The following is a 19,952-nucleotide window of genomic DNA, read 5'->3' as shown; positions in this document are numbered from 1 at the left end:
TCGTGGCGCGCGACATCGCGGCTCCCCTCACTGTCCCCACCCACCACCAGGAGCTGATCTCCTGGGTCGACGAGATCGCAGCCATCACCCAGCCGGACCAGGTGGTCTGGTGCGACGGCTCCGAGGCCGAGTACGAGCGCCTGTGCGGGGAGCTCGTCGCCAAGGGCACGTTCACCAAGCTGGACGAGATCAAGCGGCCGAACTCGTACTACGCCGCGTCCGACCCGAGCGACGTCGCCCGCGTCGAGGACCGTACGTTCATCTGCTCCAAGGAGGAGAAGGACGCGGGTCCGACCAACCACTGGAAGGACCCCGCCGAGATGCGGGAGATCTTCACCGGGGAGAACGGCATCTTCCGCGGCTCCATGCGCGGTCGCACCATGTACGTCGTGCCCTTCTGCATGGGCCCCGTCGGCTCCCCGCTCTCCGCCATCGGCGTCGAGATCACCGACTCGGCGTACGTCGCCGTCGCCATGCGCACCATGACCCGCATGGGCCAGGCGGTCCTGGACGAGCTGGGCACCGACGGCTTCTTCGTGAAGGCCGTCCACACCCTGGGCGCACCCCTGGAGGAGGGCCAGGAGGACGTCCCGTGGCCCTGCAACACCACCAAGTACATCTCGCACTTCCCCGAGGACCGCGAGATCTGGTCGTACGGCTCCGGCTACGGCGGCAACGCCCTGCTCGGCAAGAAGTGCTACGCCCTGCGCATCGCCTCCGTCATGGCCCGCGACGAGGGCTGGCTCGCCGAGCACATGCTCATCCTGAAGCTCACGCCGCCGCGTGGTGAGTCGAAGTACGTGGCCGCTGCCTTCCCGTCCGCCTGCGGGAAGACGAACCTGGCCATGCTGGAGCCGACCATCCCCGGCTGGACCGTGGAGACCATCGGCGACGACATCGCCTGGATGCGGTTCGGCGAGGACGGCCGCCTCTACGCCATCAACCCCGAGGCCGGCTTCTTCGGCGTCGCGCCCGGCACCGGCGAGCACACCAACGCCAACGCCATGAAGACCATGTGGGGCAACTCCGTCTTCACCAACGTGGCGCTGACGGATGACGGCGACGTGTGGTGGGAGGGTATGACCGAGGAGGCGCCCGCGCACCTCACCGACTGGAAGGGCAACGACTGGACCCCCGAGTCCGGCACGCCCGCCGCCCACCCCAACGCCCGCTTCACCGTCCCCGCCGGACAGTGCCCGATCATCGCGCCCGAGTGGGAGGACCCCAAGGGCGTGCCGATCTCCGCGATCCTCTTCGGCGGCCGCCGCGCCTCCGCCGTCCCGCTGGTCACCGAGTCCTTCGACTGGCAGCACGGCGTCTTCCTCGGCGCCAATGTCGCCTCCGAGAAGACCGCCGCCGCCGAGGGCAAGGTCGGCGAGCTCCGCCGCGACCCGTTCGCCATGCTGCCGTTCTGCGGCTACAACATGGGCGACTACATGAACCACTGGGTCAAGGTCGGCGCCGACAAGGACCAGGCCAAGCTGCCGAAGATCTACTACGTGAACTGGTTCCGCAAGAACGACGCGGGCAAGTTCGTGTGGCCCGGCTTCGGCGAGAACAGCCGCGTCCTGAAGTGGATCGTGGAGCGCCTGGAGGGCACCGCCGAGGGCGTCGAGAGCCCGATCGGCATCCTGCCGGCCAAGGGTGCGCTGGACACCGAGGGCCTGGACCTCTCCGAGGCCGACCTCGACTTCCTGCTCACGGTCGACAAGAAGGTCTGGCGCGAGGAGGCCTCCCTGGTCCCCGAGCACCTGAACACCTTCGGCGACCACACGCCCAAGGAGCTGTGGGACGAGTACCACGCGCTCGTCGAGCGCCTGGGCTGATCCCGGCACGCCCACCGAATCTCCGCGGCCGGGTCCGTCGGACATCCGCCCTGACCTGTGGGGCCGAACGATCCGCCGCGGTACGGGGCCTGTCGTCGCGCCAGTCGTCGCCGACAGCCCCGGAGGGCCTGTTCCCGACCAAGGACACCCCTCCCGGCCCCCGGAACCCCCTCACGGTTCCGGGGGCCGCCCCGTCTCCGCCCGCGCCGCTCCTGTGCCGCCCCGGTCCGCCGGATACGTGGAGCCGCCCCGGTCCTCCTCCGCGCGTGCCGCGCCGAAGCCTGGGTGCTCCTCCGCGCGTGCCGCGCCGTAGCCCCGGTCCTCCAGGTACCGCGTGTGCGACCGCTGGCGCAGCTCCTCCGCCTCCCGCAACCCGTCCACCAGGGCCTGCGCCTCCCCGTGCAGCAGCGTCACCTGCCGCTCCAGCTCCTCCTCCGGGGCCCGCCCGCCCGGGGCGAGCCGCGTCCACCACCGCGTCCGCAGATACGCGTCGACCGACTCCGGAACGTCCCGGCGCACCGCCCGCGCCACGACGTGCACGCCCTCCGGGTCCTCCGCCAGCGCTTCCGAGACCCAGCCCGGTGCCAGCAGCCCCTCCAGCAGGCCGGTCAGCGCCTCCAGCCGCTCCGCCGCGGTCGACGGCAGCTCCACCCGCTCCAGGTACGCCCGCAGGGTCACCAGGTCGGCCCGCAGCTCGTCCAGCCGGGACGACGGCTCCTCGAACGCGGGGGCGGGCGGTCGGCGCGGCGGGGCGAGCAGTGCGCCCGCCCCGTACAGCCCGCCGACCACCACCGGCCAGTACGCGCCCGCGAACCCGGCGAAGGTGAGGAGCAGCCCGCCGAGGGCCGCCGCGCTCCCGGTCAGATTCCGGGCCGACTCCAGATAGCCGAGGACCCTGCCCGTCACCGAACTCCCGTTCGCCCGGGCCTCGTCACCGGCGGCCGGTGTTCTCTTCGCCGCCCCGTCCTCACTGGTAGCCACGGATCTCCTCGAACGCACCGTCCAGCGAGCCCGGGCCCTCCTCCTTCGTCCCGTCGAAGAGCCGGCCGCCGGTCAGTGCGGCGATCGCCTCCAGCTCCGAGCGGTCGGAATCGCCGAACACGATCGGGAACACCGGGGTGGCCCGCCTGGCCTCGGGCAGCGCCCGGTAGAACGTCCCGAACTCCGCCGCCGACCGGCCCGCCGTGTTCTCGCCGTCCGTCATCAGCACGATGGAGGTGAACGCGGACTCGGTGTCGGGGCCCAGATGGTCGTAGGCGGCGGCGAGCGACGAGTAGATCGCGGTCTCCCCCTCGGCGGTCAGCGCGGCCGCGTCCGCCCGGATCGCCGCCGGGCCCGCCTTCGGGTCCGCAGGGTCGACGGTGTGCGTGCGGACCTGTTTGACGGTGGATCCGAACGGCAGCAGCGTGACCTGTTCGCGCTCCCGGAAATCGCCGGTCAGCCCGTTCAGCGCGGATTTCAGCTGCGCGAGCCGCCCGCCCTTCATCGACCCGGAGGTGTCCAGCACGTACACGGTCCGCGAAGGGCGCCGCAGCCGGTGTTCGTACGACGACAGCAGCCCGTCCGCCACCGATCGCGTACCGGGGAACGGCAGTTCGCGACGCTGCTCGGGCGCGAGCGGATCGGCGGGACGCGCGGCGGCCACGACCGGGCGGCGCAGCGTCAGCGCGGTGATCTCCCGCTGCACGGCGGTTGACCGGAAGTGCTCGGTCAGCGTCCGTACGGCGTCCCGGGCCTCCGGCGTGGCGCCGGTGAGCGCGCTCAGCGGGTAGTCGGCGGTCACCACCCCGTCGCGCGGGCGGATCACGGTCAGCCCGGCGTCGCTGTCCCGGTTCAGCGACAGCAGCACCGACTCGTAGTTGATCAGCGCGTCCACGGTGGAGCGCCGCGCGTACGCCTCGGCCAGCCAGCCGGAGGAGCCGGAGGTCAGCCGCTGCCCCGCGAAGAACTCCTTCAGCTTCGGCCCGGCCCTGCGGACATCGGCGTCGGTGAGCGCCGCCTGCGCGCCGGAGAGCCCGGAGGCGATGGAGATCAGCGCGGAGAAACCGGAGTTGGAGCGGTTCGGGTCGGTCATCCCGTACGTCAGGTCCCCGGCCGCGACCGCCCGGTGGACCTGCGCCCAGCTGACCGCCTCGGCGTCCCAGCCGAGCCGCCGCACCGTCGCGGGCCGTACGCCGAGGGCGACCGGGGACGCCATCAGCGGGGTCTCGGAGGCGATCCGCCGGGCCGCCTCCGGGTCGAGGCGCAGATAGTCGTTGGACGACAGCCACACCGCGTCGAACGACCCGTCCGCGTCCCCGGACGCCAGGCGTTCGACGGCGTCCAGCGTGCCCGACCAGGTGGGCCGCACGGTGATCCCGGTCGCCTCCCGGGCCTTCTCCAACAGGGGCTTCATATCGCTGAGTTCGCTGGAGGCCAGCACGCGGATCGTCCCCGTGCGCGCCCGCCCGTCGTCGGAACCCTGCCCTGTGCCCTGGTCGGACGTACAGGCGGCGAGCGGGAGCAGCAGGGCCGCGGCCAGCAGCGGGAGAAGCACGCGGCGGGCGCGGGGCGGTCGGCGGGCATGCGGGGCGCGGCGGTCTCTCATGAGCGGCCCCCGTCCAGCGCCGTGTCGGCCGCCCGGACCCGTTCCAACCGGTTCCCGGCTTCCTGGAGTTCGGCGGTCAGCGACGCCACGGTGGCGGCCATCGTCTCGGTCGCCCGCGCCTTGTACGCATCGATGGCGTCGAGCGTGGCGTAGATCTGGCCGAACGCCGTGCGCAGCGTCTCGGCCCCGACCGCCGGATCGGCCGCGATGCGCTGGATCTCCCCGCTCTGCGTGGCGAGCATGTCCGCGTTGCCCCGGATCAGGTCCTCGGTGGTCGTACGCAGCACCTGCACCTGCTCGGTCACCCGGCGCTGGTTCTCCAGCGCCGAGGACAGCATCACCGCGATCCGCAGCGCGGACACGGTGGTGGTGGCCGCCCGGTCGACGCCCTTGATCAGCTCGTCGTTGTTGCGCCGCACGACGTCCATCGCCAGATACCCCTGGGCGCAGACCGCGATCTGGGTCAGCAGATCCTGGTGCTTCTGCCGTACGGGGAAGAGGACATCGGCCCGCAGCGCGTCCGCCCGCACCGGGTCGCCCGCCGCCTCCGCCTCCGCGACGCGCCGCTCCACGACGCCGGCGAGGGCCGCGGTGAGGACCTCGTACTCCTGCAACTTGCCCATGGTCTCCCAGAGGCGGGTGCGCTCGGTCTGCAACACCGCGTTGTCGCGTTGGAGTTCGTCCTGCCCGCTGCGGAGCGAGCCCACGATCCGGTCCAGAGTGCCCTTGGCGGAGGCGTACTTCGCGACATGGTCACGCAGCCGGCGCCCGCCCGGCAGCCGCGACAGCAGCCGCCGCGCCCCGCGCCCCGGGGTGTCGCGCGGGTCGAGGTCCTCCACCGTGCGGCGCAGCTCGACCAGCGAGGAGCCCACCCGGGCCGGGGCGTCGCCCTCGCCGGAGGCCAGCGAGCGGACGGTACGGTCCAGCATCCGGTTGGACTGCTGGGCGGCGCCGCGGATGTCGCCCTGCCCGAGCGCGGCGATCTCGGCGACCCGGGCGCCGAACTCGGGGGAGCGGGCGTCGAGTCCGGCGAGCCCGTCGACGTACTCCTCGGCCCGCCGCAGCATGTCGGCGCGCACGTTTTCCGCGACCGGGACGAGCCCGGTGGCCTGCTCGGCGCGGACGGGGGCGACGGGTGCGGGCGGGGTGAGCACGAGCGGGGTGGTGGCCGGGTCGTACGGCCTCCGGGGGTCCGGGGGCCCGGGGTGCTGGGTCATGGTGGAGGTCTCCTGACTGCGGGGAGCTGGGCTGGATGCGGGCCGGGGCGTCGTCAGCCGCGTGCCTGCCGCGCCATCGAGCGCAGCACCTCCGCGGTGGGCACGGGCGCCTGGCGTACGCCGGTCAGCCGCTGGTCGATGTAGGCGGTGTGGCCGGCCGTGGCGGCGGTGAACTCGGCCGCCGCGCCCTGCGGCCGGAAGCCGTGGCGTACCGCCAGCTTCCGCAGCGCGGGGTCGGTGGACAGCAGCTCGCCGAGCTCGCGGCCTTCGTCCGTCAGCGGTACGAGGGTGTGGTCGCTGGAGACCGTGGTGTCCGGGTAGAGGACGACGAGGTCACCGACCTCCTGTCGCTGACTGCCCATCAGGAGTGAGGCCACCTGCGACTCGTAGACCAGCACGAGCGGATTGCCGACCCCGCTGATGAAGTCGCGGAACGGCGCGTCGCTGCTCGTCTGCTGCGCGCCCTGCACCTGGACGAGCTTGCGCATCAGCGGTGCGGTGCGCTCGACGGCCCGCGCGTCCGCGGCCACCCGGCCGCCGTCGGCGACGTACGAGGCGGCGGCGAGGTAGAGGGCGCCGGAGTTGGAGGTGACGGGGTCGGTGCTCGTGATGAACACCGTGCCGCTCAACTCGGCATGCCCGGAAGCCCCCTTGAGCTGCTGCCAGGTCCGGTCGTCCTCGGCCGCCGCCAGGTAGGGCTCCATGAGCAGCGTCCCCTGGGTGGCCCACTTGGAGGCGCCGTCAGCGTCGCCCGTTCCGTTCGTCCGCAGGCGGGCCAGGCCGTTGGCCGCGAGGACTTCGGCGGCGTTGCGGTGGGCCACCACGACGAGCGGCGAGTAGAACGGCCGCAGCGGTCCGCCCCGGGCCCCGGCGCTCCGGCTCAGCTCGTCGGCCGGGGCCTTGGAGCCGGGGAAGGCGAAGTCGTAGCCCTTCAGGGGCAGTCGGTCCATCGCCCAGGACCCGGAGGTCTCCGTACGGACGGTGAACCCTTTGGCCGCGAGGGCTTTCACGGTGTCGGGGTCGGCGAAGAACTCGGCCTTCTCCGATCCGATCACCCCGCGCACGGTTTTGGCGGCCGTGCCGCTGTCCCCACCGGCCTTGCTGTCGCGGCCCAGGGCGACGGCCGCTGCCACACCGGCGATCAGAAGGACCGCCAGGACGATTCCCACGATGCGTCTCACCCGCGCAGCGTGCTCGCGGAAACCCACATTCCGGGCCGAGTCGGGTGGACGGCAGATGAAGGGGCCATCCCAGAACGCCAACGGAACGGCAGCGGGGCGGTAGCGGACCGGTGGTGGGGCGGTGGCGGACCGGCGGTGGGGCGGGGAGCCCCGGGGGTCGTGGCGCCCGGTCCGCACGCCTCCGAGGCGCGCGGACCGGGGCCGTCAGTGGGCGCCGACCAGCTGCTCGGAGGGAGCGGAGCCGGCGAGGGCGGCGAGGGCCGCGGTGTGGGCGTCCATCCGCTCGGCGGAGAGGATGGCGGCGGTCGTGTCGGCACGGGACGCGGCCACCAGCAGGGCCCGGCCCGCGAGCGCGTGGGCGCGGCGGTGGAGGTCGGCGGGGGCGGCGGAGGTCAGACCGGCGTGCCGGGCGGGCGGGGCGCCGCGCAGCCGGGCCACCTGCTCGGCGATACGGTCGCCCGCCGTGCCCAGGCCCAGTTCGTCGGTGACCGCGAGGAGGGCGGCCAGGTGCCCGGCGAGCTGGATGTCCAGCTCCTCCTCACGGCTGCGGTGCGGAAAGCCCGCGTCGTCGGCCGGGGTGTGGACCGAGGGGCTGCGGATCGGCTCGTACATGGATGGCCTCCCGAGGGTGCGTGCCACCATCCTACATTGGAACGAGTCTAAAGTTGTCTGTGATCCGGAAGCGTGATCGGTCTACGGCTGTCCGTAACCGTCCAGGAAGGTGCCGATCCGGGTCACGGCGTCGGTCAGGTCCTCGACCGTCGGCAGCGTGACGATCCGGAAGTGATCGGGCTCGGGCCAGTTGAAGCCGGTGCCCTGCACGACCATGATCTTCTCGGCCCGCAGCAGGTCCAGCACCATCTGCCGGTCGTCCTTGATCTTGTAGACCTTGGGGTCGAGCCGGGGGAAGAGATACAGCGCCCCCTTCGGCTTCACGCAGGTCACCCCGGGGATCGAGGTCAGCAGGTCGTACGCCGTGTTCCGCTGCTCCAGGATCCGGCCGCCCGGCAGCACCAGGTCCTCGATCGACTGCCGCCCGCCGAGCGCGGTGGCCACCGCGTGCTGCGAGGGCATGTTGGCGCAGAGCCGCATGTTGGCGAGGATCGTCAGCCCCTCGATGTACGAGGTGGCGTGCGCCTTCGGGCCGCAGACGGCCATCCAGCCGGAGCGGTAGCCGGCCACCCGGTAGTTCTTGGAGAGCCCGTTGAAGGTCAGCACCATGAGGTCGGGGGCGAGGGCCGCCGTCGGGGTGTGGGTCGCGCCGTCGTACAGGATCCGGTCGTAGATCTCGTCGGAGCAGACGATCAGGTTGTGCCGGCGGGCGATCTCGGTGAGACCGCGCAGCATCTCGTCGTCGTACACCGCACCGGTCGGGTTGTTCGGGTTGATGATCACCAGGGCCTTGGTGCGGTCGGTGATCTTCCGCTCGATGTCCGCGAGGTCCGGCATCCAGTCGGCCTGCTCGTCGCACCGGTAGTGCACGGCCGTGCCGCCCGCCAGCGAGACCGAAGCGGTCCACAGCGGATAGTCGGGAGCCGGTACGAGCACCTCGTCGCCGTCGTCCAGCAGCGCCTGCATCGACATCTGGATCAGCTCGGAGACGCCGTTGCCCAGGTAGATGTCCTCGACGTCGAGCTCGATGCCCTTGGTCTGGTAGTGCTGCATCACCGCACGGCGCGCGGACAGCAGGCCCTTCGCGTCGCCGTAGCCGTGCGCGCCCGCGACGTTGCGCAGGATGTCCTCAAGAATCTCCGGCGGGCACTCGAACCCGAACGCGGCCGGGTTGCCCGTGTTCAGCTTGAGGATGCGCTGACCGGCCGCTTCCAGCCGCATCGCCTCCTCCAGCACGGGGCCCCGGATCTCGTAACAGACATTGGCGAGCTTCGTGGACTGGATGACCTGCATGTCCGCGAGCTTACGGCGGGGTTTCGCGGGGTGCGCGGGGATTGCTCCCGGCGCACTCCCTCCGGGGCGCGTCCTCGGCCCGCCCCGTCTTCCATCGCCATGCCCGCCGCCGCCCCGGACCGTGGGATCTCCCGGTCGGGGCGGCGTCGCGGCTTGGAAAGGAGGCGTGGGCGGCGGGGACGGGTGAGATGCGCCACGCGGGGGACTGTGCGACCGCCCGCAGCCGTCACTCCGGCAGTCGCGTGCCCTCCGGGAGCCGGATGCCGAAGTCGTCCGCCAGGACCCGCAGCGCCTCGTCGCCGTCCTTCAGCGTCCGCTCCTTGACCGTGCCGTCGTCGGCCGTCTCCACCAGATCCAGCCCGGCCAGCAGCAGATGCGTCCCGGGCCGGGTGCGCTGCGCGTACACCGCCTGCCGGAACGGCGAGCGCGGGTGCGTCGCGATGTGCCAGTTGATCACCTCGTAGTCCGGCGCCTCGAACGGCTCCAGGGTGAACGCGTACTGCGACTCCCACGCGCCGCCCTTCTCCGCCTGGAGCTCCCACATCGGCAGCGGCCCGTCGTGCGCCACATGCACGAGCCGGTGGTGGCGCGGGCCGTCGAAGACCTCCGCGCCCTCCACCAGCGGGATCGGCTCCACCAGGGCGCCGGTCGCCCCGAAGCCGACGTCCGCCAGACAGGGGTGCGGCTCGCCCTCCACGTCCACCTGCATGAGCATGTGCGTACGCGGCCGGATGTCGCCCGGAGCCGCGCCCAGCAGCACCCGGGCCACCAGCAGCGTCACGGGGAAGCCGAGCTGCCGCAGGACGGTGGAGAAGAGGGTGTTGTGCTCGTAGCAGTATCCGCCGCGCTCGCTGCGTACGAGTTTCGCCTCCAGGTCGTCGATCGCCAGGGACGGGGCGGAGCCGAGGACGGCGTCCAGGTTCTCGAACGGGATGCCGAACAGGTGGGCCCGATGCAGGGACCGCAGCACCTCCAGGGTGGGGCGGGGCTCCCCGGTCCAGCCGATGCGGGCGAAGTACGCGTCGAGGTCGAGTGTCATACGCCGACCGTACGCAGCCGGGGTACGGGCGCGCCTCGGGCTGCGGACCGACGTGCGCGACCGAAGGGCCTCGGTCGCAGGACGGAGGCCCGGGACCGAGGCCCGGGACCGAGGCCCGGAACGACCGAGGCGGAGGCCCGCGAGGTCCCGGTCCGGGCGGGGGCTCAGATCTTGCTCAACTTTTGTGCGAGCCGGGCCGGCCCGGGTAGCAGTGGATCATGAGCCTGTTCCGGAAGCCCCAGCCCCTCGCCGTTCTCGTCGTCCGCGACGCCCCCGATCTCGTCGCCGCGCTGCGGAGCGCGCTGGAGAGCGCCCCGGACGCCGAGCGCCCCGGGCTGGAGCGTGCCCTCGCGCTGGCCGAGGAGTCCGCCGGGCGCCCGGACGCGGAGCTGCGCGGCCGATGGGTGCGTCAGCGGCTCGACGCCGCCGGGCACGAGGGCCCGGCGGACTCCCTGGAGGCGATAAGGCTCCTGCGGCGGGCCGAGCCCGGACTGACGCTGCTCCAGGCCGTGACGTACGCCAAGGAGACCGCGGCGACGGAGGCGGAAGCCTGACCCGGACAGGCCCGGGGCGGAAGGGCGTGCCGGGTCCGTCGCGTGCCTCGGTCCGCCCGGCGCGTGAGGATGACCGTCACATGCCGGTCATCGCCCCCGCCGACGCGACCAGCAGCGCCGTCCCGACGCCCTGTTCCTCCGCCGTACGGAGCAGCGCCGCGTCCCCCGCCTCCGCCACGGCCGCGCTGGTCGGGGCGTCGGGCACGGGCCCGCCCGCGTACGCCGCTGTCGCCGGGGCCATCGCCGTGAGCCACTCCGCGACCAGCGTGCCGAACTCCTCCTGGTCGATCCCCGCGTCCGCCACCAGCGCCGCCGCGTGCCGGGCCCCGGCGAACATGGCGGTCATCGCGCTGAGCAGCGCCACATCGTGGAGCGCGGCGAAACCCGGGTCGGCGCCGACGTACCGGGTGGCGACGGGCACGGCCAGCACCGCGCGGTGGGCGTCGAAGACCTCGCGGGAGCCGCTGTAGAAGACATAGCCCCCGGCCTCCGGCACCCCGATCATCGGCGGTACGGCCATGATCCCGCCGTCCAGGAAGCGGGCGCCGCGCTCGTTCGCCCAGGCCGCCCGGGACCGCGACTCGGCCGGGGTCGAGGTGGTGAGGTCGACCAGGTCCTTGCCCGTGAGGTCGGCCTCCGCCAGCGCCTCGCGGACCGAGGCGTCGTCCAGCAGACAGGTCACGACGAGCGGGCTCGCGGCCACCGCCTCTGCCGCCGTCGCGGCCACCCGCGCCCCGGCGGCGGCGAGTTCGGCGGCCTTGCCGGGGCTGCGGTTCCAGACGGTCAGGGGGTGCCCGGCGGCGAGCCAGGTGCGGGCGAGCGCGGCGCCCATCGAACCGAGGCCGAGCAGGGTGAGAGGGGCGGGTGCGGCGGAAGCAACGGTGTTGTCGGACATGGCGATTAGGCTGGTCGAAGGCTCCGGCGGCAACAAGTACGCACTCCGGAGTGGGTGGTTACCTCGTGGATAGCGAGCAGGCGGGGAGGGGTGGACGGACGATGACGCGGATCGTACGGCGGCCGGGGACGTTCGTCTGCGGGATCGACGCGGCGATGGAGGTGATCGGCGGCAAGTGGAAGGTGCTCATCCTGTGGGCGCTGAACGAGAAGACCTGCCGCTTCGGTGAGCTGCGCCGGGCCGTGCCCGGAGTGACCGAGAAGGTGCTCAGCTCGCACTTCAAGGAGCTGGAGGACGACGGCATCGCGCACCGCGAGGTGTACGCCGAGGTGCCGCCGCGCGTGGAGTATTCGCTGACCCCGCTGGGCCTCTCGCTGAACGCGGCCCTGGAACCGCTGGGGGCGTGGGGGCGCGCCCATGTCCACCGGGGCGCGGAGGAGCCGGGCGAGGCGGAGCCCGGCGCGGAGGCCGCCGCCGAGCCCGTGCGGGGCTGAGCCGGCGGCCGCCGGAGCCGCGGCCGGAATTGACCCCTTGTGATGGCCTGGCATCTGCGCCAACATGCGCATGTCAAAAGCCGGAAGATCTCCGGCCCTTGGCATCACTGGAGGTACCCCCCACATGAACAAGCCTCTCGTCGGTGCGTTTCTTGCTGCCCTGCTCCTGGGAGCGGGTGTCGCGCCCGCCGTCGCAGCCGAACCCGCACCGCAGGACCGGACGCAGACCCAGGCGCAGGAGACCGCCCCCGAGGCGAAGGCCGTGACCTTCGCCGGGACCGTCGCGCTCAGCAACTGTTCGGGCTCCGTGGTCCGTTCGCCGGACTCCGCCCCCACCGACCCCGCCCTCGTGCTCTCCAACGGGCACTGCATGGAGTCCGGCTTCCCGGGCCCCGGCGAGGTCGTCATCGACCAGCCGTCCTCCCGGACGTTCACCCTGCTCAACGCCTCGGGCAGCGGGGTCGGCACGCTGCGGGCGAGCAAGATCGCCTACGGCACCATGACCGACACCGATCTCTCGCTCTACGAACTCACCAGCACCTACCAGCAGATCGAGGACAGCTACGGCATCCAGGCGCTGGAGCTGGAGACCGCCCACCCGACGGCGGGCACCGCCATCACGGTCGCCTCCGGCTACTGGAAGCGCACCTACAGCTGCGACATCGACGGCTTCGTCCACCAGCTCAAGGAAGGCCGGTGGACCTGGAAGGACTCGGTCCGCTACACCCCGGAGTGCCAGACCATCGGCGGTACGTCCGGCTCGCCGGTGATCGACGACGCCACCGGCAAGGTGGTCGCCGTCAACAACACCGGCAACGAGAACGGCCAGGAGTGCACGGACAACAACCCGTGCGAGGTCGACGAGAACGGCAACGTGACCGTCCGCGAGGGCATCAACTACGCCCAGCAGACGTACACCATGGTCCCGTGCATCGGGACCGGCAACAAGATCGACCTCGACCGCGAGGGCTGCGCGCTGCCCAAGCCGTAGCCGCCGCCACCGCATGGGCGCGCCGGGCGGTCCTGGCCCCGGTCAGGGCCGTCCGGCGCGCGCCGCCTCGATTCCGTCCAGCAGCACCCCGAGCCCCACCCGGAACGTCTCGCGGGCCTCCCGCTCCGGATACGGCACCGTCTCGCCGCCCTCGGGGGCCGCTCCCGGATACGGCTCCACCGGCCCCTCCGCCTCCAGGCCGCTCACCGCCGGGAAGCGCTCCGCGAAGTCGGGGACCAGCTCCAGCAGGGCCGCCGAGCGTGCCGCCCACCACTCCTCGTCGGAGCTCCCGGTCGCCGCAGTGGCCAGCCTCGCGTCGGCCACCGCCTGCGCCGAGCCCCGGACGAACGGGAACAGGGTCCCCACCAGCCGCCGCACCACCCCGGCCGGCAGGCCCGTCGCCCGCAGTAGCGTGATCAGCGTGTCCAGCCCCGCGTACTCGTGCGGCCCCAGCACCGGACGCGCCTGCGAGACCTGGAGCACCCAGGGGTGGCGGACGTAGAACTCCAGCACCTCCCCGGCCCAGGCGGTGAGCGCCGCCCGCCAGTCACCCTGTTCCCCTTCCCCGTAGTGCGTGGGCAGTTCGGCGTGGACCGCGTCGTACATCAGGTCCAGCAGCTCGCTCTTGCCGGGGACATAGGTGTAGAGCGCCATCGCCGTGCGGCCGAGCCGGTCGCCGACCGCGCGCATCGACAGCGCCGCCATCCCCTCCTCGTCCGCGAGCGCCACCGCCGCCGCCACGATCGCGTCCACGCTCAGCCGGGGCTTGGGCCCCGGGCCGCCGCGCGTCGGCGTCGGGGCGTCCGCGCGCCACAGGAGGGAGAGGGAACGGCGCGGGTCGCCCTGCCCGGCGAAGACCACCACTTGCGACTCCTTACGTCGTAAAGTAACGTCCGGCGGGTAATTCATTACGCCGTAAGGTATCAAGCTCCACGGGAGAGGGGTCGGATCGCGATGGGTCAGGCGCTGCCGGTCACCTACGTACGGGTCGTGGATGTCGAGCGGGTCACCCCCGGGACGGCGAGGATCGGCTTCACCGCCGACGAGTTGCCCGGGCTGATGGAGGACCGCCCGGACCAGCAGATGAAGCTCTGTTTGCCGCGCGCAGGGCAGACCGTGCCCCGGCTGCCGGAGCGGGACGCCGAGGACCCGTACGGCATGCGGTGGTACGAGGCGTACCTCGCGGTCCCGGAGGCGGAGAGGCCCTGGATGCGCAGCTTCACCGTCCGCTCGTACGACCGCGAACGCAACGTGATGGCCGTGGACTTCGTGCTGCACGGCGAGGGCGGACCCGCCTCCCGCTGGGGTGCGGCGGCCCGGGTCGGCGACGTCCTCGGCATGGTCGGACCGTCCTCCCTCTATGCCCGGCCCCTGCCCGCCGCCCGGCGGATGCTGCTCGCCGGGGACGAGACCGCGCTCCCGGCCATCGCCACGGTGCTGGAGGCGCTGCCGCCCGGAACCGGGGCCGTCGTGTACGCCGAGGTCGCGGACGCGGCGGAGGAACGGGAGCTGCCGTCGGCGGCCGGGGGAGCCGAGGTCCGCTGGGTGCACCGCGACCGGGGCGGCTCGCTGGCGGACGCCGTACGGGACGCCGGAGCGGACCTCGACGGGGTGGACGCGGCCTGGATGGCGGGCGAGGCGTCCGCCGTCCGCGCGCTCCGCCGCCACCTGGTCGAGGACCGTGAACTACCCAAGGCGGCCGTCGAGTTCAGCGGCTACTGGCGGCGCGCGCTCACCCAGGACGGCGCCCCCACGGAGGAGGACCTCGCCTGGGCGGCGGAACGGGCTGCGGAGGCTGCGGAGTCTTCGTAGGGGCTCCGGGTGGCGGGCGGCGGGAGCTTCGTAGGGCTCAGGTCGCCGTGGCCCCCGCTCCCCGGACCGCCCGGCCCGCCAGGACCGACGTCCGCTTGCCATCCTCGATGACGAAGCGGCCGTCGATCAGGACGTGCGGGATGCCCACCGGCAGCGTGCGCGGCTCCGCGAACGTGGAGCCCGCCGCCACCGTGTCCGGGTCGAACAGCACCAGGTCCGCGCGGTAGCCCTCGCGCACCAGTCCCCGGTCCGCGAGCCGCAGCCGGGTGGCCGGGCGCGAGGTCAGATGGGCCACGCACTCCTCCAGCGAGAGGATCCCCAACTCCCGGGCGTACCGGCCCAGATACTGCGGGAACGTGCCGTACGCCCTCGGGTGCGGCTTGTCGCCCTGGAGGATGCCGTCGCTGCCGCCGGTGTGCACCGGGTGGCGCATGATCTGCTGCACGTTCTCCTCATGGCCCACGTGCTGGAGGATCGTCGTCCCCAGCCGGTCCTCGGTGAGCAGCCGCCGCGCGGTCACCCAGGGCTCCTCGCCGAGCAGCCGCGCCGACTCCTCGACCGTACGGCCCACGTACTCCGCGAGATGCGGCGCGCTGACGCCGGAGATCTCGATGGTGTCCCACTCGATCGGCACCCCGTGGCAGCCGTCCGAGCCCAGCACCTCCAGATGGTGCCGGATCTTCTCCGCGCTCGCCGGGTCCGCGAGCCGGGTCAGAACCGACTCCGGACCGCCCTCGCTCGCCCAACTCGGCAGCATGGCCACGAGCGTTGTGCAGCCCGGGGTGTACGGGTAGGTGTCGAGCGAGATGTCGGCCCCGGCGGCGAGCGCGCCGTCCAGGAGGGCCAGGAGGTCGGGCGCCCTGCCCTTGTTCACGCCGAAGTTCATGGTGGCGTGGGCGAGATGGAGGGCGCAGCCGGCGGTGCGGGTCAGCCGCACCATCTCCTCGTACGCTTCGAGCGCACCGGCCCCGTAACTGCGGTGGTGCGGGCAGTAGTAGCCGCCGTGGCGGGCCACCACCCGGCAGAGTTCGGTGAGTTCGGCGTCGTCCGCGTACATCCCGGGGGTGTAGGTCAGCCCGGACGACATGCCGACCGCGCCCTCGCGCATGCCCTGGTCCACCAGCTCCCGCATCCGGGCCAGTTCGGCGTCGGTGGCGGGCCGGTCCTCCCAGCCGACCGCGTACATCCGGACCGTGCCCTGCGGGATGAGGTAGGCGGCGTTGACCGCGATGCCCTGGCCGCCGAAGTTCCGGTCCAGGCGGTCCAGATAGCCGCCGACCGTGCGCCAGTCGAAGTCGATGTCGCTGCCGTCGCCGTTCCAGCCGGTGATGGAGCGGCGGACCTCGGCGAGCGTACGGTCGTCGACGGGGGCGTACGAAAGACCGTCCTGGCCCAGCACTTCGAGCGTGACGCCCTGCGCCGCCTTCGCGCTGTGGTCCGGGTCGCGCAGCAGTGCCAGATCGCTGTGGGCGTGCATGTCGATGAAGCCGGGCGAGAGGGCGAGCCCGTCGGCGTCGACCGTCCGGGTCGCGGTGGGGCGGGGGCCGGGGGAGCCCTCGCGGTGGATCTCGGCTATGCGGCCGCCGTCCACCGCCACATCGGCGCGGCAGGACGGCTCGCCGGTGCCGTCGACGACGAGCGCGTCGCGCAGGACCAGGTCCATGGGTGACCTCTCAGGGAGCGGAGACGGAACGGCTCAGAAGAACGTGCGGAGGTAGTCGATGACCGTGCCGTCCGCCTCCGCCAGCGGGATCAGCTGCCACTTGTCGAAGCTGGTGCACGGGTGCGAGAGGCCCAGACCGACCCAGTCGCCCACCTCCAGCTCGGCCCCCGACTCCGTACGCACCCAGGTGTGCTGGTCGGAGAGACCGGTGACCGTGACCCCGGTGGCGGGCCGCACCGAGCCGTCCCGACCGGAGCGGATCACCTGCGCCTCGGGCAGGTCGAGGTCGTACGCCGCGTCCCGCTTGCCCGCGTTCAGGAACGCCTGCTCGCCGGTCGGGCGGGAGACGACCTGCGCCCAGAGCCGGAAGGCGGGCTCCAGGGCCCCTTCCTCGGGGACGCGGTTGAAGGGGGTGAGGTGCTTGTAGTGGCCGTCGTCGTGCGAGACGTACGCGCCGGAGCGCAGCAACTTCAGGACGGGCAGGCTCAGTTCGGGGATCTCGGCGAAGACGTCCGCGACCGCGTCGAACCAGGCGCTGCCGCCCGCGCTGATCGCGATCTCCTCGGCGCCGGCGAACCTCTTCTCGCCGTCGAAGGCGGCCGCGAGCGCGACGAGCCGCCGCAGCCACGCCCGTACGCGCTCCGGATCGGCGTCCGGGACCTCGCCCTCGTACCCGGCGACGCCCACCAGGCGCAGCGAACCGGCCGTCGCCACCGCGTCGGCCACCGCCGCGCAGTCGGCCTCCGTACGGGCCCCGGTGCGTGCGCCCTCGCCCGCGCCCAGCTCCACCACCACGTCGACCGGGCGGGTGGCGCCCGCCGCGCTCAGGGCCTCGTCCATCAGCTCGACGCCGCGCACGGAGTCGACGTAACAGACGAAGCGGAACGACGGGTCGGCCGTCATCTCGCCGGCCAGCCAGCGCAGGGCGACCGGGTCGACCAGCTCGTTGGCGAGGAAGATCCGCGCGATCCCGTACGCCCGGTAGACGCGCGCCTGGTGCGGCACGGCGGCCGTGATGCCCCACGCGCCGCGCTCCAGCTGGTCCACGAAGAGCTGCGGGGACATGGACGTCTTGCCGTGCGGGGCGAACGCGAGGCCGTGGCGCTCGGCGTACGTCCCCAGGAGGTCGAGGTTGTGGGCCACCGACTCGGCGGAGAGCGCGAGCACGGGGGTGGTGAACCCGCCGGTGAAGAGACTGCGGCGCTCGGCGGCCAGCGCCCCGACGGTCAGGCCCTCCGCGTCCGGCGGCAGAGCCTTGAACCGGTGATCGACGAGCTCGTCGGCGAGGGAGGCCGTGAGGGACGCGGCGGAGGGCGCGGTGCGGTCGGTGGGGCTTTCGGCGGGGCGTTCGGCTGCCAAGGGGAGCTCCTCGAAGTTCGTTGCAACATATGCAACATCCATTGCGTATATCGCTCAACGCTGTCTAACATCCGAGCCGATGCCCGGTCAATGGTGACCACCGGCCCGCACGCCGATCAGCGAGGAGCCCTCAGTGTCCGGACCCGCAGCAGGGACGGCCGTCGCCGCCACGACCACCGATGTCGTCTGTCTCGGTGAGTCCATGGTGACGTTCCTGCCCTCGCAGCCCGGCCGCCTCGCCGACGTGCCCTCCTTCGGGCGCGGGATCGGCGGGGCCGAGTCCAATGTGGCCTGCGCGCTCGCCGCCGCCGGGCACCGGGCGGCCTGGGTCGGCCGGGTCGGCGCTGACGGGTTCGGCGACCACCTCGTCGAGACGATCGGGTCGTACGGGGTCGACACGTCGGCGGTCCGCCGGGATCCGGTCCGGCCGACGGGCATCTACTTCCGTACGGCCACGGACCGGGGGACCGACACGCACGAGGTCGCGTACTACCGGGCGGGGTCGGCGGCGTCCGCGATGTCGCCGGCGAACGTGCCGTACGAGGAGCTGTTCGCGGGGCGGATCCTGCATCTGTCCGGGATCACGGCGGCGCTGTCCGGTGACTGCCTGGCGCTGCTGCGGGAGCTGACGGCTGCGCGGCCGGGGCGCCCGTTGGTGTCGTTCGACGTGAACCATCGGCCGCATCTGTGGCGGGGTGGTCCGGCCGACGCGTCCGTGCTGCTGGAGCTGGCTCGCCGCTGTGACCTGGTGTTCGTGGGGGAGGACGAGGCGGAGGAGGCGTGGGGGATCGTGGGCGCGGAGGCGATCCGGGGGGCGGTTCCGGAGCCTTCCGTGCTCGTGGTGAAGCGGGGGAGCGCGGGCGCGACGGTGTTCGCCTCGGGGCTCCGCCCCGGACCCCGCTCCTCAATCGCCGGAGGGGCTGAGATGGTCACCCACGTCCCCGCCCTCCGTGTCGACGTCGTCGCTGCCGTTGGAGCCGGTGACGCCTTCGCTGCCGGGTTTCTCTCCGCCACCCTGCGCGGGCTGTCCGTCCGTGACCGGGCCCGGCACGGGCACCTGATGGCCGCCGCCGCCCTCACCGTGCCCGGCGATCTCGCCGACCCGCCGCCCGCCCGCGGCCACGCCGACCGGCTCGTCGCCCTCGACGACGACGCCTGGGGGAGACTTCGTCTCGGCCCCGGCTGGACCGCAGCCGACCGGGCCCCCGAGGAGGTACGTACACCATGAGCCAGACCGTCGACCGGGCACTGAGCATCCTGCCGCTGCTCGCCCAGGGACCCGCCGACCTCGGCCAGGTCGCCGAGCGGCTCGGCGTGCACAAGTCCACGGCGCTGCGCCTGCTGCGTACGCTCCACGAGCACGGCCTCGTCTACCGCCAGGAGGACCAGCGCTACCGCCTCGGCGCCCGGCTGTTCGCCCTCGCGCAGGAGGCCGTCGAGAACCTCGACGTACGCGAGATCGCCCACCCCCACCTGGTCGCCCTGAACGACCGGTGCGGGCACACCGTCCACCTCGCCGTGTACGAGGAGCAGGAAGTCCTCTACATCGACAAGGTCGAGAGCCGCTACCCGGTCCGGATGTACTCCCGGATCGGGAAGCCCGTCGCGATCACCGTCGCGGCCGTCGCCAAGCTGCTGCTGGCCGACCTCACCGAGCCCGAGCGGCGCGCGATCGCCGAGAAGCTCGATTACCCCATGTACACGTCCCGTTCGACGCCCGACGCGGCCGCCTTCCTCAAGGAGCTGGCCGTCGTCCGCGAACAGGGCTGGGCCACCGACCTCGGTGGCCACGAGGAGTCCATCAACTGCATCGGCGCCCCCATCCGCGGCGCGGACGGGCGGGTCGTCGCGGCCATGTCGGTGTCCGCACCGAACGTGGTCGTCACGGCCGAGGAACTCCTCACCCTGCTCCCGCTGGTCCGGCGCACCGCCGAGACCATCAGCCGGGAGTACTCCGGCTCCGGCACCAACCGACCCAAGAAAGCCTGATCAGCCATGACCGAGAAGACCGCCCTCACCCCCTCCACCCACACCACGCCGCCCGCGAAGTTCTCGCACGGGGTGCGGAAGGGGAACATCCTCCAGGTCGCCGGCCAGGTCGGCTTCCTCCCCGCCGTCGAGGGCCAGGCCCCCACCCCGGCCGGCCCCACCCTGCGCGAGCAGACCCTCCAGACCTTCGCCAACGTCAAGGCGATCCTGGAGGAGGGCGGCGCGAGCTGGGACGACGTGATGATGATGCGCGTCTACCTCACGGACGTGGACCACTTCGCGGAGATGAACGAGATCTACAACGCGTACTTCGCCGAGCAGAACCTGAAGGAGGCCCCCTCGGCGCGGACGACGGTCTACGTGGGCCTGCCCAAGGGCCTGCTGATCGAGATCGACGCGCTCGCGGTGCTCAGCTGACGGTTCGGACTTCTCGCACCCTC

18 protein-coding genes and 1 pseudogene are annotated in these 19,952 nt (G+C 72.7%); 8 read left to right on the top strand and 11 right to left on the bottom strand.

Features of this window, described 5'->3' with window-relative positions:
• Window positions 1–2 precede the first annotated feature (2 nt).
• On the top strand, window positions 3–1,826 hold the full coding sequence (locus A3Q37_RS23375; RefSeq protein WP_065487588.1) for a phosphoenolpyruvate carboxykinase (GTP): 1,824 nt from the start codon (window positions 3–5) through the stop codon (window positions 1,824–1,826).
• Window positions 1,827–2,138: 312 nt separating this feature from the next.
• Here A3Q37_RS23375 and A3Q37_RS23370 read toward each other — a convergent pair.
• The 7 genes and pseudogenes from A3Q37_RS23370 to A3Q37_RS23340 all read right to left on the bottom strand — a co-directional run.
• Window positions 2,139–2,732 (bottom strand): annotated as a pseudogene (locus tag A3Q37_RS23370) (hypothetical protein); the annotation flags it as partial.
• A 61-nt stretch (window positions 2,733–2,793) separates the two neighbouring features.
• Window positions 2,794–4,413, bottom strand: a complete 1,620-nt coding sequence (locus A3Q37_RS23365) for a VWA domain-containing protein (protein WP_065487587.1) — start codon at window positions 4,411–4,413, stop codon at window positions 2,794–2,796.
• On the bottom strand, window positions 4,410–5,630 hold the full coding sequence (locus tag A3Q37_RS23360; protein ID WP_065487586.1) for a toxic anion resistance protein: 1,221 nt from the start codon (window positions 5,628–5,630) through the stop codon (window positions 4,410–4,412). Before A3Q37_RS23360 ends, A3Q37_RS23365 begins: the two co-directional genes overlap by 4 nt.
• Window positions 5,631–5,683: 53 nt before the next feature.
• The gene (locus A3Q37_RS23355; RefSeq protein WP_079137954.1) at window positions 5,684–6,799 is read right to left on the bottom strand and encodes a hypothetical protein; all 1,116 of its coding nucleotides are present in this window, start codon (window positions 6,797–6,799) and stop codon (window positions 5,684–5,686) included.
• A gap of 216 nt (window positions 6,800–7,015) precedes the next feature.
• Complete coding sequence (locus tag A3Q37_RS23350) at window positions 7,016–7,423, bottom strand: hypothetical protein (protein ID WP_065487584.1); 408 nt, start codon at window positions 7,421–7,423, stop codon at window positions 7,016–7,018.
• Between the two features lie 81 nt (window positions 7,424–7,504).
• Window positions 7,505–8,716 (bottom strand): pyridoxal phosphate-dependent aminotransferase, encoded by a 1,212-nt coding sequence (locus A3Q37_RS23345; protein WP_065487583.1) that lies wholly within the window; start codon window positions 8,714–8,716, stop codon window positions 7,505–7,507.
• Window positions 8,717–8,942: 226 nt separating this feature from the next.
• The gene (locus A3Q37_RS23340) at window positions 8,943–9,755 is read right to left on the bottom strand and encodes an arylamine N-acetyltransferase (protein ID WP_065487582.1); all 813 of its coding nucleotides are present in this window, start codon (window positions 9,753–9,755) and stop codon (window positions 8,943–8,945) included.
• A 218-nt stretch (window positions 9,756–9,973) separates the two neighbouring features.
• Between A3Q37_RS23340 and A3Q37_RS23335 the strand changes: the two genes are divergently transcribed.
• The gene (locus tag A3Q37_RS23335; RefSeq protein ID WP_065487581.1) at window positions 9,974–10,309 is read left to right on the top strand and encodes a hypothetical protein; all 336 of its coding nucleotides are present in this window, start codon (window positions 9,974–9,976) and stop codon (window positions 10,307–10,309) included.
• A gap of 76 nt (window positions 10,310–10,385) precedes the next feature.
• Here the strand turns inward: A3Q37_RS23335 and A3Q37_RS23330 are convergent, their stop codons facing one another.
• Window positions 10,386–11,204, bottom strand: coding sequence for an NAD(P)-dependent oxidoreductase (locus A3Q37_RS23330; RefSeq protein ID WP_065487580.1), 819 nt, complete (start codon window positions 11,202–11,204; stop codon window positions 10,386–10,388).
• A gap of 101 nt (window positions 11,205–11,305) precedes the next feature.
• Here A3Q37_RS23330 and A3Q37_RS23325 point away from each other — a divergent pair, with 101 nt between their 5' ends.
• Window positions 11,306–11,698 (top strand): helix-turn-helix domain-containing protein, encoded by a 393-nt coding sequence (locus tag A3Q37_RS23325; RefSeq protein WP_065487579.1) that lies wholly within the window; start codon window positions 11,306–11,308, stop codon window positions 11,696–11,698.
• Between the two features lie 124 nt (window positions 11,699–11,822).
• A complete protein-coding gene (locus A3Q37_RS23320) occupies window positions 11,823–12,689 on the top strand; it encodes a serine protease (protein WP_065487578.1) in 867 nt (288 codons plus the stop codon).
• Between the two features lie 42 nt (window positions 12,690–12,731).
• On the opposite strand, the gene A3Q37_RS23315 is transcribed toward A3Q37_RS23320, so the two are convergent.
• Window positions 12,732–13,553 (bottom strand): TetR/AcrR family transcriptional regulator, encoded by an 822-nt coding sequence (locus A3Q37_RS23315; RefSeq protein WP_065487577.1) that lies wholly within the window; start codon window positions 13,551–13,553, stop codon window positions 12,732–12,734.
• A 90-nt stretch (window positions 13,554–13,643) separates the two neighbouring features.
• Between A3Q37_RS23315 and A3Q37_RS23310 the strand changes: the two genes are divergently transcribed.
• Window positions 13,644–14,501 carry a siderophore-interacting protein gene (locus A3Q37_RS23310; RefSeq protein WP_065487576.1) on the top strand — a complete coding sequence of 286 codons (858 nt, stop codon included), beginning with the start codon at window positions 13,644–13,646 and terminating at the stop codon, window positions 14,499–14,501.
• Window positions 14,502–14,538: 37 nt separating this feature from the next.
• On the opposite strand, the gene A3Q37_RS23305 is transcribed toward A3Q37_RS23310, so the two are convergent.
• On the bottom strand, window positions 14,539–16,164 hold the full coding sequence (locus A3Q37_RS23305; protein ID WP_065487575.1) for an amidohydrolase family protein: 1,626 nt from the start codon (window positions 16,162–16,164) through the stop codon (window positions 14,539–14,541).
• A gap of 33 nt (window positions 16,165–16,197) precedes the next feature.
• Window positions 16,198–17,565 (bottom strand): alanine racemase, encoded by a 1,368-nt coding sequence (locus A3Q37_RS23300; protein WP_176711490.1) that lies wholly within the window; start codon window positions 17,563–17,565, stop codon window positions 16,198–16,200.
• A gap of 91 nt (window positions 17,566–17,656) precedes the next feature.
• Here A3Q37_RS23300 and A3Q37_RS23295 point away from each other — a divergent pair, with 91 nt between their 5' ends.
• From A3Q37_RS23295 to A3Q37_RS23285, 3 genes are read left to right on the top strand one after another with little or no spacing between them, the layout of a single operon-like run.
• On the top strand, window positions 17,657–18,751 hold the full coding sequence (locus A3Q37_RS23295; protein ID WP_065487573.1) for a sugar kinase: 1,095 nt from the start codon (window positions 17,657–17,659) through the stop codon (window positions 18,749–18,751).
• Window positions 18,748–19,512: an IclR family transcriptional regulator gene (locus A3Q37_RS23290; RefSeq protein WP_065487572.1), complete on the top strand. Its 765-nt coding sequence runs from the start codon at window positions 18,748–18,750 to the stop codon at window positions 19,510–19,512. The genes A3Q37_RS23295 and A3Q37_RS23290 overlap by 4 nt, the downstream gene beginning before the upstream one ends.
• 6 nt (window positions 19,513–19,518) lie before the next feature.
• A complete protein-coding gene (locus tag A3Q37_RS23285) occupies window positions 19,519–19,929 on the top strand; it encodes a RidA family protein (RefSeq protein WP_030561417.1) in 411 nt (136 codons plus the stop codon).
• Window positions 19,930–19,952: the final 23 nt, after the last annotated feature.

Origin of the sequence: Streptomyces sp. PTY087I2 (assembly GCF_001687325.1) — a bacterium.
In the GTDB taxonomy this organism is placed as follows: domain Bacteria; phylum Actinomycetota; class Actinomycetes; order Streptomycetales; family Streptomycetaceae; genus Streptomyces.
The sequence above is the reverse complement of the archived record's forward strand: the minus strand, read 5'-3'. Positions and strand labels throughout refer to the sequence as shown.

Excerpts from the sequence above, each read along its gene's own strand:
- A3Q37_RS23365 (WP_065487587.1), bottom strand. The coding sequence starts at position 4,413 with ATGAGAGACCGCCGCGCCCCGCATGCCCGCCGACCGCCCCGCGCCCGC.
- A3Q37_RS23360 (WP_065487586.1), bottom strand. The coding sequence starts at position 5,630 with ATGACCCAGCACCCCGGGCCCCCGGACCCCCGGAGGCCGTACGACCCG.
- A3Q37_RS23350 (WP_065487584.1), bottom strand. The coding sequence starts at position 7,423 with ATGTACGAGCCGATCCGCAGCCCCTCGGTCCACACCCCGGCCGACGAC.
- A3Q37_RS23345 (WP_065487583.1), bottom strand. The coding sequence starts at position 8,716 with ATGCAGGTCATCCAGTCCACGAAGCTCGCCAATGTCTGTTACGAGATC.
- A3Q37_RS23340 (WP_065487582.1), bottom strand. The coding sequence starts at position 9,755 with ATGACACTCGACCTCGACGCGTACTTCGCCCGCATCGGCTGGACCGGG.
- A3Q37_RS23335 (WP_065487581.1), top strand. The coding sequence starts at position 9,974 with ATGAGCCTGTTCCGGAAGCCCCAGCCCCTCGCCGTTCTCGTCGTCCGC.
- A3Q37_RS23330 (WP_065487580.1), bottom strand. The coding sequence starts at position 11,204 with ATGTCCGACAACACCGTTGCTTCCGCCGCACCCGCCCCTCTCACCCTG.
- A3Q37_RS23325 (WP_065487579.1), top strand. The coding sequence starts at position 11,306 with ATGACGCGGATCGTACGGCGGCCGGGGACGTTCGTCTGCGGGATCGAC.
- A3Q37_RS23320 (WP_065487578.1), top strand. The coding sequence starts at position 11,823 with ATGAACAAGCCTCTCGTCGGTGCGTTTCTTGCTGCCCTGCTCCTGGGA.
- A3Q37_RS23310 (WP_065487576.1), top strand. The coding sequence starts at position 13,644 with ATGGGTCAGGCGCTGCCGGTCACCTACGTACGGGTCGTGGATGTCGAG.
- A3Q37_RS23305 (WP_065487575.1), bottom strand. The coding sequence starts at position 16,164 with ATGGACCTGGTCCTGCGCGACGCGCTCGTCGTCGACGGCACCGGCGAG.
- A3Q37_RS23300 (WP_176711490.1), bottom strand. The coding sequence starts at position 17,565 with ATGGATGTTGCATATGTTGCAACGAACTTCGAGGAGCTCCCCTTGGCA.
- A3Q37_RS23290 (WP_065487572.1), top strand. The coding sequence starts at position 18,748 with ATGAGCCAGACCGTCGACCGGGCACTGAGCATCCTGCCGCTGCTCGCC.
- A3Q37_RS23285 (WP_030561417.1), top strand. The coding sequence starts at position 19,519 with ATGACCGAGAAGACCGCCCTCACCCCCTCCACCCACACCACGCCGCCC.